This is a genomic window from Cedecea davisae (assembly GCF_044095835.1).
GTDB classification, from domain to species: Bacteria; Pseudomonadota; Gammaproteobacteria; order Enterobacterales; family Enterobacteriaceae; genus Cedecea; species Cedecea davisae.
Map to the genome: position 1 here is coordinate 3,263,679 of NZ_CP172054.1, position 12,486 is coordinate 3,276,164.

At 56.2% G+C, this 12,486-nt stretch carries 8 protein-coding genes; 2 read left to right on the top strand and 6 right to left on the bottom strand.

Annotation, left to right across the window (positions count from 1 at the left end):
• Window positions 1-49 precede the first annotated feature (49 nt).
• Together ACG1VR_RS15620 and ACG1VR_RS15625 are read left to right on the top strand one after the other, a co-directional pair.
• The gene (locus ACG1VR_RS15620) at window positions 50-1,150 is read left to right on the top strand and encodes a porin (RefSeq protein ID WP_016535641.1); all 1,101 of its coding nucleotides are present in this window, start codon (window positions 50-52) and stop codon (window positions 1,148-1,150) included.
• A 185-nt stretch (window positions 1,151-1,335) separates the two neighbouring features.
• Window positions 1,336-2,526 (top strand): amino acid aminotransferase, encoded by a 1,191-nt coding sequence (locus ACG1VR_RS15625; protein ID WP_039898046.1) that lies wholly within the window; start codon window positions 1,336-1,338, stop codon window positions 2,524-2,526.
• 59 nt (window positions 2,527-2,585) lie between these two features.
• On the opposite strand, the gene ACG1VR_RS15630 is transcribed toward ACG1VR_RS15625, so the two are convergent.
• From ACG1VR_RS15630 to mukF, 6 genes are all read right to left on the bottom strand, one after another.
• On the bottom strand, window positions 2,586-3,233 hold the full coding sequence (locus ACG1VR_RS15630) for an MBL fold metallo-hydrolase (protein ID WP_016535638.1): 648 nt from the start codon (window positions 3,231-3,233) through the stop codon (window positions 2,586-2,588).
• A gap of 40 nt (window positions 3,234-3,273) precedes the next feature.
• Window positions 3,274-3,822, bottom strand: coding sequence for a YcbK family protein (locus tag ACG1VR_RS15635; protein ID WP_016535637.1), 549 nt, complete (start codon window positions 3,820-3,822; stop codon window positions 3,274-3,276).
• Between the two features lie 184 nt (window positions 3,823-4,006).
• Window positions 4,007-5,845, bottom strand: coding sequence for a L,D-transpeptidase (ldtD, locus tag ACG1VR_RS15640; RefSeq protein WP_395489272.1), 1,839 nt, complete (start codon window positions 5,843-5,845; stop codon window positions 4,007-4,009).
• Window positions 5,846-6,005: 160 nt separating this feature from the next.
• A complete protein-coding gene (gene mukB, locus ACG1VR_RS15645; RefSeq protein WP_395489273.1) occupies window positions 6,006-10,469 on the bottom strand; it encodes a chromosome partition protein MukB in 4,464 nt (1,487 codons plus the stop codon).
• On the bottom strand, window positions 10,466-11,182 hold the full coding sequence (gene mukE / locus ACG1VR_RS15650) for a chromosome partition protein MukE (protein WP_039898045.1): 717 nt from the start codon (window positions 11,180-11,182) through the stop codon (window positions 10,466-10,468). The genes mukB and mukE overlap by 4 nt, the downstream gene beginning before the upstream one ends.
• On the bottom strand, window positions 11,163-12,485 hold the full coding sequence (gene mukF, locus ACG1VR_RS15655; protein ID WP_016535633.1) for a chromosome partition protein MukF: 1,323 nt from the start codon (window positions 12,483-12,485) through the stop codon (window positions 11,163-11,165). The genes mukE and mukF overlap by 20 nt, the downstream gene beginning before the upstream one ends.
• Window position 12,486 lies beyond the last annotated feature (1 nt).

Sequence of the window (12,486 nt, forward strand, 5' to 3'; positions counted from 1 at the left end):
TGACGGCAGTGGCAGGTGTCCATAAAAACCACAATGAGGGTAATAAATAATGATGAAGCGCAATATTCTGGCAGTGGTAATCCCTGCTCTGCTGGTAGCCGGTGCAGCTAACGCTGCAGAAATCTACAACAAAAACGGCAACAAACTGGACTTTTACGGTAAAGCTGTAGGCCGTACTTCCTGGACAACTTCAGGTAATGGCGATAACAGCAGCAAAGACGCATCTTATGGCCAGATTGGCTTCAAAGGTGAAACTCAGATCAACAGCGATCTGACCGGTTATGGCCAGTGGGAATATCGCGTTGCCGCTAACAAAGCAGAAGGCGAGCAGAGCGCAGGCAACACTCGTGTTGCCTTTGCAGGCCTGAAAGTCACTGACGTTGGTTCTCTGGACTACGGCCGTAACTACGGTGTGGTATACGATGTGGAATCCTATACCGATATGGCACCGTACTTCTCAGGTGAAACCTGGGGTGGCGCATACACCGATAACTACATGACCAGCCGTGCGGGTGGCCTGCTGACTTACCGTAACACCAATTTCTTTGGTCTGGTTGATGGCCTGGCTTTTGCTGTTCAGTACCAGGGTAAAAACCAGGATAACCATAGCGTCAACGCGCAGAACGGTGATGGCGTAGCTTACTCAACGTCCTATGACTTCGCTGGCGGCTTCGGCGTGTCTGCTGCCTACAGCAACTCAGACCGTACTAATGCTCAAGAGAACCGTGACGGTAACGGCAAGCATGCTGAATCCTGGGCTATCGGTGCCAAATATGATGCGAACAACATCTACCTGGCAACTGTTTATGCTGAAACGCGTAACATGACCATCGTTGACAGTGCAACCACCGGCACTGAAATGGCGAACAAAACTCAGAACTTTGAAGCCGTTGCACAGTACCAATTCGACTTCGGTCTGCGTCCAGCACTCTCTTACGTACAAAGCAAAGGTAAGAGCCTGAATGGTGCACAAAGTTCAGCAGATCTGGCTAAATACATTCAGTTGGGCGCAACCTACTACTTCAACAAAAACATGAACGTGTATGTTGATTACCGCTTCAACCTGCTGGATGAAAACGACTACAGTGCGAAAACCTACGGTATCGGTACTGACGACCAGGCAGCTGTTGGTCTGGCCTACCAGTTCTAATTTCAGCAACTTGTTTGTCTGAAACGTTTAAAAACAGGGCTTCGGCCCTGTTTTTTTATGGCAAAAAAGTAGAATAAACCCGATGTTAGCGTTAAGCGTTTCTTTTTGTCGCAAACGGTTGGCAATTCGTAAAACAGCAGTTAACCTGAAAGCGATTTCCCCCGATATCACTAATGGAACCCGTCATGTTTGAGAACATTACCGCCGCCCCTGCCGATCCTATTCTTGGTCTGGCCGACCTGTTTCGCGCCGACGACCGTCCAACTAAAATCAACCTCGGCATCGGGGTATATAAGGACGAGACCGGCAAAACGCCGGTGCTGACAAGCGTGAAAAAAGCAGAGCTGTATCTGCTGGAAAACGAGACCACCAAAAACTATCTGGGTATTGATGGCATTCCCGAATTTGGCACTTGCACTCAGGCGCTGCTGTTCGGGAAAGGCAATGCGCTGAGCGCTGAGAAACGCGCCCGTACTGCACAAACCCCTGGCGGCACCGGTGCGCTGCGCGTAGCGGCCGACTTCCTGGCTAAAAACACCTCCGCCAAACGCGTGTGGGTGAGCAACCCAAGCTGGCCAAACCATAAGAGCGTGTTTAACTCAGCCGGTCTGGAAGTGAAAGAGTACGCGTACTATGACGCGGAAAACCACAGCCTGGACTTTGACGGCCTGGTTGCCAGCCTGCAGGCGGCTGAAGCCGGTGACGTAGTGCTTTTCCACGGCTGCTGCCATAACCCAACCGGTATCGACCCGACCTTCGAGCAGTGGAAAACGCTGGCCGAAATGTCGCTGGCTAAAGGCTGGTTGCCGCTGTTTGACTTCGCCTACCAGGGCTTTGCCCGCGGTCTGGAAGAAGACGCCGAAGGCCTGCGTATTTTTGCCGCCAGCCACAAAGAACTGTTGGTTGCCAGCTCCTACTCTAAGAACTTCGGCCTGTACAACGAGCGCGTTGGTGCCTTCACTCTGGTAGCCGCCGAGGCAGACGCAGCGGATCGTGCGTTCAGCCAGGTTAAATCCGTGATCCGCGCCAACTACTCTAACCCGCCGGCACACGGCGCATCCGTGGTAGCTACTATTCTGAGCAACGACGCGCTGCGTACCATGTGGGAGCAAGAGCTGACCGATATGCGCCAGCGTATCCACCGCATGCGCCAGCTGTTTGTGAATACCCTGCAGGAGAAAGGCGCTAACCGCGACTTCAGCTTTATCATCAACCAGAACGGGATGTTCTCGTTCAGCGGCTTGACCAAAGAGCAGGTGCTGCGCCTGCGCGAAGAGTTTGGCGTTTACGCCGTCGCTTCCGGCCGCGTTAACGTTGCCGGTATGACGCCGGACAACATGGCGCCGCTGTGTGAAGCCATCGTTGCCGTGCTGTAAGAGCAGCAGATAGCAAAAGAGCCGCAATCGCGGCTCTTTTTGTTTTACAGAGAAACGAATTACCAGACCGGCATTTCGTCCTGTAAGAACGGGTTATTCAGACGCTCGTAGCCCAGAGTAGACATTGGGCCATGGCCGGGGATAAAGGTCACATCATCACCCAGCGGCAGCAGTTTGCGCTTGATTGAGTCAATCAGCGCCGCATGGTCGCCACGCGGGAAGTCGCTGCGCCCTACTCCGCCTTTAAAAATGACATCGCCGGAAACCAGTAGGCGGGAAGCCTCATCGAAGAATACGATATGGCCTGGCGTATGCCCCGGGCAATGCAGCACCTGCAAGGTGACATTCCCCACGGACACGCTCTCACCTTCGCTTAGCCAACGGTCAGGCGTCAGAGGCTGGCACTCGTCGAGGCCAAACATCCGGCTTTGCTGCGGCAGTCCCTGCAGCCAGAACTCATCTTCTTTTTCCGGGCCAATAACCGGCACGCCGTAGTCCGCAGCCAGCTCTGCCGCCGCGCCTACGTGGTCAAGGTGGCCGTGGGTCAGTAATATCTGGCTGACCTTTACGCCTTTTTGCGCCACTTCCTGCTTGATGCGTGCCGCATCGCCACCCGGGTCCACCAGCGCGGCCTGCTGCGTTTCTTCGCACCAAATTAAAGAACAGTTCTGGGCAAAAGCCGTAACCGGAATAATGTGATAGTTCATGCTGCTCCATTACCGGCAACAAAAGCCGGATTCCGTTGTTTTACCAGTGCCTTACCGGCCCGGTATCAATATGCACAAAGTCGCTGCTGGGGTAGTATCCTACACCACCTGCGCGCATAGATAATGCTGCTTTGCGAATATTACTTAACGAAACCCCTTCAATATGGAAGTCCATCGCCTGGCCTTTAGTGTGGTAGCTTTTCTTCGCCACACCGCGGCTGTGGGCGCGCAGTTCATTATTGGTATCAACAGAGCGGTAGCCGGAAATCAGCTGCACCGGCTTGTTGGTGCCCAGCAGCCCCTGCAGGCGGTAAAGCTGGTCAAACAGCGAGGGATCGATGGATTTTATCTTGTTCGCCCGGTAATCCCGGAAGAAATGGTTAAGTCTTGCTAATTCATCCTGAATATAGCCTCTGCCGTCAAAAAACTCGGCTTTCAGTGACTCTCCGGTATGCAGATTATTGAGAGTCAAAATACGCGGGCGTGGCGTCGAGAGGGTGGCAAACGACGGCAAAGGCATGAGAGCGGCACCGAAAGCCACGCCTCCCAAAGCCAGTAGCTTGCGGCGATTAGCGTCAAATTTGTCCATGATATCCAGGTCTACAAGTAATAAATTGATGGTTTAATATGCACTTTTTGCGCACTGCCACGCACCATAACTGCCCGCATCCGGTGAGTCAAGGCGCGATAAAACCCAGCAATAGCGGGCTCTGTAGCGAGCCCGGCTGGGTTTTACACTTTATACGACCACTAATTCATTGGAAATGTTGCGCTTAGCGGATTAATAAACCGGCTTTTGCGAGGTTTTGTGCGCCAGATCGCGCGGTGAGATCATAATTGTAAATATCTGTACGAAACTCGGTGCGGCCATCTTTTCCGACGAACGCCGTCAGGTAATAAAGGTTAACCGGGATGTTATGGCGGATGTTCACGTATTTGGTGTTGCCTTCCTGAAGCGTGCTTGAAATGCGCGAGTCATTCCAGCCTGCATCCTGCAGCAGCATATTAGCCAGTTCAGACGCTTTATTCACCCGCACACAGCCGGAGCTTAGCGCCCTGGCATCTTTCTGGAACAGGTTATGGTTTGGCGTGTCGTGCAGGTAGATGGCATCCGAGCTTGGCATGTTGAACTTATAGCGGCCAAGCGAGTTTTGCGTCCCCGGCTTTTGCTGGAAACGGAACGGCAGATTACTTTCGGTAATCGTCGCCCAGTCCACGCGCCACGGGTCGATGGTTTCGGCATTATTGCTCCAGCCACGAATCACGCTATAGCCATGTCGCTCCAGATAAGCCGGGTCCTGCCGCACCTTCGGCAGGAGATCCTTGCGCGCCAGAGTCGGCGGCACGTTCCACGGCGGGTTGACCACTACGTTATTCAGCGCGCTGCTCATCATCGGAGTTTTGCGATCCGGACGGCCAACGATAACGCGTGAAGCCAGGGCTTCATTGCCGTTCAGATAGTAAACCAGCGAATAATTGGGGATGTTCACCATAATGCCGGTATCAAGCTTATCCGGCAGCAGGCGCAAGCGTTGAATGTTCAGCGCCACCAGCGAGGCACGCTGCTGTGGCGTCACGTTCAGCCAGTCGCGGGTGAGCTGCCCAATGGCCCCGTCAGACCCGAGCCCCTGCCACTGCTGGAAGCGTTTAACCCCTTCCACAAGGCTACGATCGTAAACACCGCGGGCGGCCTGCGGTTTTTTCTTACCGGCCGCTGCGGCTGGCTCATCCACATTTATCGCAGAGGGGCTTACCGTCACTTCGGCCAGCGTGCCCGCGTTCCCCGAAGACTGAGCCTGCAGCATGCCGGTGCGGGCCAGAATCTCCCGCAGCGCGCCAACATCATTACTCCACTGCCCCGGCCTCAGAGTCTCTTTGCCGGTCATTTGCGGCCACGGACGGGTATCGGCCAGCAGGTGGATTAAAGACTGATGCAGCTGCGCATATTGAGGGTGTTGAGGTGCAAGAGTGCCGATAAAGTTGACCAGCGTGCCCTGGTCGATAGCGACCTGCCACTGATTAATCACCGACAGCGGAGGCGTTTTTAATTTGTACGGCGTGGTGCTGTAAAGCCAGCGATTGCCGTCAACCGGGATCCCGGAGACGAATTGCAGGTAGCCCATCATGGCGTCGGAAAGCACCACGTCGCGCGCCATGCCGCTAACGGCAGGATCGGTCAGCAACTCTACCCACTGGTTAAACTGCGGCTGGATACCCGCGATTGCCACTTCCGCCAGCTGCTGCTGGAAGGCTTTAACCGCATCGCGATTTTCCCACATGGGTTTCATGTCCCGGGCGGCATAAAAAGCCGAGAGCGCGTTGAGGTAAACCGGCGTGTAGCCCGCAGGCAGCCCGGCGCTAAGCTGCGAACGGCTTTGCGCGGCAGACATGCCAGGAGTATTGGTTGGCAGCGTGCCGGCCATTGTCGCCGTTGCCGTAGACTGCGCTAAAGGCTGATTCAGCTCCGTTGGCCGGTCGGTTTGAAAAGCCGAGCTATCGGACGGAACCACGGCAGGCTCGTCGGCCTGCGCCGTAAACAGCGGAGCGAAACTGAGTGCCAGGCAGTAAGCCACCGCCGACAATCGAAAACGTTTTACTTTTTCCAGCAACATCCCTTGCCCCCTGTTTATCACTGTGCTCACCGTCAAAGGCGGGAAGTATTTACCACTAGTATATAAACAGTAAAAACCATTTGCCTGACAAAATGTAAAGAATATTAAAGATTAAGACTCTTCGGCCCAATAAAAAAGCGGGCCTTAGCCCGCTTCGTTTTTATGATGCATCCGCCGTTCCGGACTCAGACTCCGGCACCGGTTCAGGCAGGACCGGTGCCGCGAAACCGCGCAGGCCCACAACGTGAACATGCTCGCTGTTCTGGAACACCTTACGCACCAGCTTGTAGGTCGTCCCTTTTTCAGGGCTGATGTTCTCCGGTGCGGCAATGATTAATTGCATTTCCAGACGCTCGCACAGCTCGAACAGCGTGGCGATGGACTTGGCATCCAGACGCGCAGCTTCGTCGAGGAACAGCAGGCGGCAAGGCGAAATATCTTTCCCGCGCAGGCGGTGAGATTCGTCTTCCCAGCTTTGCACAACCATCACCAGGATGGACATCCCGGTACCGATAGCTTCCCCGGTAGAAAGCGCCCCGCTCTCCGCACGCAGCCAGCCGTCGGAGCCGCGGTTAACCTCAACTTCCATTTCCAGATAGTTGCGGTAGTCCAGCAGCTCTTCGCCGACGGTTTGCGGCGTGCGCTGCCCCATATCAATTTGCGGGTTCAGGCGCTGGTACAGCTTCGCCAGCGCTTCGGAGAAGGTCAGGCGATTGCTGTTAAACAAGTCCTGATGCTGCTCATGCTGTTCGGAAAGTACGTTCAGCAGCGTAGCGTGAGCCTCGCGCACGTTGACGTTAAGACGAACGCTTTTAACCTGGCCGAAGGAAACGCTTTGCAGGCCCTGGTTGAGCATGCGAATACGGTTCTGCTCGCGCTGAATGGTTTTACGAATGATGTTCGCCACGCTTCGGGAGCTGATAGCCAGCTTCTGCTCACGCGAGGTCAGCTCTTCCGTCAGGCGGCTCAGCTCGATTTCCATCTGCTCGATGGCTTCAACCGGGTCGTCCGTGCGGATGATATCCTGGCGGATACGCTCGCGCAGGTGCTGGTAGACGGCGACAAAGAACTGGATCTTACGTTCAGGTCGCTTCGGATCTTCCGACATACGCAGCACGTCGCGCAGGTGTTCGTTATCCGCAACCGCGAGGCGCAGGGCGCCCAGTGCCTTATCCGACATGGAACGCAGTTCGTCGCCGGAAAGATAGGCCAGCTCGCGGCGGTGCAGGCGGCGCTCAACGCCGTTATCTTTCACCATACGCATCACCGCGCACCATCCGGCTTTCGCCGTCACAACCTGCTCGCGCATTTCAAAGTAATTGCGCTCAAGCTGCTTCAGTTTGCGGGTCAGGTTGTTCATTTCCGCTTCGCAGTAGGTCAGCTGTTTCTCAAGCTGGTTGCGGCGTGAACGGTTGGTGCTCAGAGCGGTATGCAGCTCATCGCGGCGCGCACGCGCCCTTTCCTCTGCTCCGGCATCTGCGCGAACGCCGATATCCTGTAGCTCTTTATGCAGGTCGGTAAGCAGCTCTTTTTTAGTATCAAACGAGCTTTTTAACGACGCCATCAGCTGGCTGTACTGGCCCAGCTGTTGAGCATGCTGACGCAGGGCTTCGCGTGAACGGGTACGCTCCGCTTCAGCCTGTTCCAGGCGCTGGCGCAGCTTCTCGTTAAGATCGCTGTTGCCGTCCAGCATGGCGGCAGAGTCGCTGTAGCTGAAGTGGGCGCGGCGCTGCACCACTTCGGTAAGGGCGAAGGCACGCTGGCGGGCATCACGCTGCATCTGCTGGGCGTGGGCATAATCATCTTTAAGCTGATCGAACTGCTCAGGGTCGCTCTGCAATACGCTGGCGATAGCCTCCAGCTTGATAAGCTGGTTGCCGTGCTGCTGGATAAAGCGGGCAGATTCTTCGGCCTCGTCCAGATGTTCGCGGATCTCGTCGCAGCGGTCGGCCAGCGTTTCGTCATTCAGCAGGCTAATGCGCGGCAGCAGGCGGTTAAGCTGGGCCACGCCCTCTTTCGCCAGATCGAACTGCTGGCGCTGCTGCTGGTTGTCGTTCTCGTGGTTGCTGATAGCACGCTCAATTTCGCCGCGGCGGCTGTTGAGCTGGCGAATTTCAGCTTCCGGGTCAGCTTCAAACGCTACGCCAAGATGCTGGCCGATAAAGCGGCTGAATGACTGATGCAGGCGCTGGTTTTTCTGCACGTCGAAGGAGAGCGTAGCAAAGCGTTCGGAAAGTGATTCACGCTCGCTGTGCAGCGACTCCAGGCGGTTTTCACGCGCGGCGCGGCCAAACAGCGGCAGCTCCGGCAGGCGAGAATAACGCCACTGGCGTTCGGCGGTTTTCACCAGAACGGCCGCGCCCATATCTTCCACGGTAAACACGCTGTCATCGAACGAAGACGGGTCACCTTCAATCAGGTAAAGGTCTTCCGGGCAATCTTCAAGATTTTCCAGCTGTTCGCGCACCAGCGACAGGTCAGGCACCACGATAGCGTGACGCGACGGACCATAAAGCGCCGAGAAGTACGGCGCATCTTCGAGGCCGATATCATCGTAAATTTCGGACAGCAGTACCCCGCCGAAACGTTCTGCCAGAGCATTCAGGCGCGGGTCTTCTGCCCCGCCCGGCTGGCTCAGGCGCTCAATTTCTTCGTCGATGGCTCGTTTACGCGCCCCGACTTCGTCACGCTCAACGGTAGACTCGCGTTCGCGCTCCAGCAGTTGCTGCATGTATTCAGTAACTTGCTGGCTGGTTTCAAACTGTTCGTTGCTCTGCTCGCACAGCTGAGTCAGGCTGGTTTGCGCCGCAATCCATCTTGGGGCGCGCAGGTTCAGCGTTTTAATGCTCGCCTGCAGCTGTTCCAGCTCCTGGCGCAGGGCCATACGCTGTTCACTGGCATCGGCAACGGTTTGCTGTAGCGCACCGATGCGCTCTTCCAGCTCGTCGTGCAGCGTTTCCAGATCTTCAGGATCAAACTGTTTGCCCTGGCGCTTACAGAAATCAGCCAGCAGGCGTTCAGCTTCCTGCTGTTCGCGCAGGCGCTGCTCAAGTTCGTTCAGACGCATGCGCAGCGGCTGTACTTGCTCGGCGAGATGGCGCTGGTTATTGCTGTCGCGAATCAGCTCGCGGGCGGTTTCCCAGGCTTCGCTGCGGCTAACTTCACCGCCTATGGCCGTAACAAGTTGGTAAGCCTGCTCGAACTGGCTGTGGGCCGCCTGGGCGACGCTCATTTTCTGTTCGAGGGAGAGCAGCTTGTCGGTCGCTTCAATTTCTTTGGCTTTGAAGGTGTCGAGCCACTCGTCCGCGCTGTCGGCGGTTAAGTCCGGCAGATGGCAAATTTCGCGAGCACGTTCAAGCGCTTTTAGCGCCTGCTGGTACTGAATCGCGCGGGTTTGCTGTACGTCCAGCGCCTGCTGGTAATCGGCCAGCTGGCTTTTCAGCTCATCCACTTCCAGCTCGGCGGCTTCGGCGCGGGCTTCGTTCTCTTCCTGCTGCTCGTGGGCCTCGGCAACGATTTCGTTTTGCTCTTCGAGGCGAATTTGCAGCTCGTCGAGGTCGGCTTCGTAGCGCTCGATTTTCTCCTGCTGGCGGATAGCAGTTTGCACCAGATTCAGGTGGTCACTCGCCGCCTGGTAATCGGTTTCCAGGTCGCCTTCCGCGCCGCTGTGCTCGCCAAGCTCGCGCGCCATATCGACGTGCTTGTACTGCTCGGCGGCCAGCTGTTGACGGCTGGTCAGCAGCTCACGGCGGAATTCCAGCGCTTTATCGAGGTGGATGCGTCGCTCGTTGGCATGGCGCATATAGTCCGCCGCCACATAGTTTGTGGCCTCGGAAATCAAATGCTTAAACAGATCGCGGTCGGACTGGGTAACGCGAATCGCTTCCAGCGTCATGCGGTTTTCACGCAGCGCCGCTTCCATATCCTGGAAGGCTTTACGCACGCCGCCGTTTTCCGGCAGCAGGTAGTCGCGCAGGGAGCGGGTAATGGCGCTGGAAATACCGCCGTACAGCGAAGCCTCAATCAGACGGTAATACTTGCTGCGGTCCGCAGCGCTGCGCAGACGACGGGCAACGATACCCAGGTCAAACATCAGCGAGTGGTAGTCGGTGATGGAGTTAAACTGCTTGAACTGCACCCCTTCGATAGCTTCAACTTTATCTTTCAGCTCTTGCAGGCTGAGCACGCGCGCCTGGCGCTCGTTGAGGGTTTCGGTCAGCAACTGAGTCGGCTGAATAGAAGAAGGCAAACCCTGAATAGCGAACGGTTTGATATCAACTTTACGGTCACGACCTGCGACCTGTTGCAGGCGCACGCCCACCACAACTCGCTGGTGGCGAGAGTTGATAACATCCAGCGTTGAGTAACACACCCCGGCCTTCAGCTTGCCGTGCAGGCCTTTGTCGCGAGAGCCGGAAGTGGCCCCTGCTTCGGTGGTGTTACGGAAGTGCAGCAGGGTTAAATCTGGGATCAGCGCCGTGACGAATGCCGCCATGGTGGTTGATTTACCCGCGCCGTTACCGCCGGAAAGCGTGGTGACCAGCTCATCAAGGTCAAAAGTACGGGCGAAGAAGCCGTTCCAGTTAACCAGCGTCAGCGAGCGAAATTTTCCGCGTTCAATCATTCCTGTTCATCCTCCGCGTTATCCAGGCCGGGCTGCGGCTCATCGCTCTCATCATTGAGTTGCAGACGAGCTTCCAGCGCCATCGCTTCGCCGTCGCGAATCATTCGTAGCTGAGCTTCACGCGGATCGTCACCGCTGCGCACATCGGCACCGAAGCGGAACACCGACTCGGTAATGCGGAATTTGCTGCTGTCGTGGCCCATAAACCAGATCATGCCGAGGCGGCGCAGGCGGGTTAATGACGCGCGCACCTTCTCCTGAAGCTTCTGGCGGTCGAGGTCAGAGCCGGTGGAGCGGTTGTTGACCAGCTTCAGCAGTTTGCTCTCGTCCGCCAGCGTCAGCAGTTCATCGTAAAGTTCCTGCTGGGTAAAGATCCCCTCATTGGCCAGACGTTCCGGGCTGAGATAGAGGTAGCAGAGAATTTTGCCAACCATCATATCCAGCTCGGAGAGAACCGAGCGCGGAATAAGCGTGGTAGACCGCGGGCGAAGGTAGAAAAAGCCTTCCGGGGCGCGAATCAACTCAACGTTATAGCGAGCGTAGAACTCTTCCAGATACTCCTGGAAGTCCATCAAAAAGGCATGATTATCCAGCTCTTCGAGGCCAATATGACGCCCGGCGCGCAGCTGGCTGTCAAGCGCCGGAAAGAGTGGGTTGGCCAGCGCCTGTGCCAGCTTAACCGGCATCACTTGTTCAATATTTGTTGATGACATGCGCCTGTACCTTGGCTCCGTAATCGTTAATTGTTTGCCACTTCGCAGGCAATCCTGTGAAATCCGCTTCCGCTACGCCCAGGCGCACCGCCTGGTCCACGACAATACGCGCAACGTCGAAATGCCGCGCACGCGGGTACTGCGCAAGATAATCACGCACCACAATGCCCAAATCGAGGGGAACCTGTTTGGTTCTGTAAACCTGCAGCGCCGCTTCAATCAGCGCCGCCAGCTGTTCGCGGATTTCGTTAAATTCTTCGAACTCAAGTTCGTTCGGGAGTTCACCGGTGACCTCTTCGTCACGCAGGGCCATCTCTTCGTCACGCATGTCCAGCAGGCGATCGGCGCTGGAATGGGTTAGCGCCCACGGCGCATCGAAATAGCTCTGCACCGACTGGCGCAGGCGTTGCGCAAAGACGCGGTTTTTATCCATGTCGATAGCGGTACGGATAAACTTGTGAACGTGGCGGTCATAGCCAATCCACAGGTCGATGGCCTGCTGGCCCCAGCTGATAATGCGGTCGAGCTTGCTTTGCAGGTCGAACACCAGGCGGTCGACAAAATGGAGATCGTTGCGCCCCATCGTTGAGTCCTGCACCCGCAGCAGGTTGGCCTGCAGCTTGTCGCCAGCCGCTTCAAGCGTATCCTGAAGTTCGCGCAGCGTACCGGAAGTTTCCGAGAGCAGCAGTTCACAGCTGGAGATGGCGGCCCGCCAGTCTTTATTCAGCAACTGGGCAATATCATCCTTCACCTGCTGCTGCTGCTCGTCCATGATGCGCTGCGTAAGGTCGATGCTGTCGAAAATCTCCGCCACCGAATATTTCAGCGGCGCATAGACGTTACGGTGCCAGTGGAACTCATCGCCGTCCTCATCCGCCGCATCGGCGGCGCGCTTAAGCTCGCCGGCTACGATAGAGAGCTGCATAGAGAGGCGCAGCGTTGAAAACTCGCGCTGGCGAATGTAGTAGTCGGTAATCCCGATGCCCAGCGGCGTCAGGCGGTAAATGGCATTCCCTTCGGAAACCTCGCTGACAAAGCGGTTAAGCAAGCGCTGGCGCACCATATCATTGATGGCGTTGTTGGCGCGCACGTTGATTGTTTCGCTGGTTTGCTCGAAACCGTCGCTGACGTGGCGAAACGCATCAATAAGTTCACCCTCGCTAAGCTCACCGTCGAGGCGTTCGCCGTTTAAGGTGGCAACCGCCAGCAAAAACGTCAGGCGCTCGGTAGGCAGCGAGATTGAAAAATCATTTTTCCTGGCCCAGGCAACCAGTTCAGGCACTGTCTGGGAAAAATCACTCATA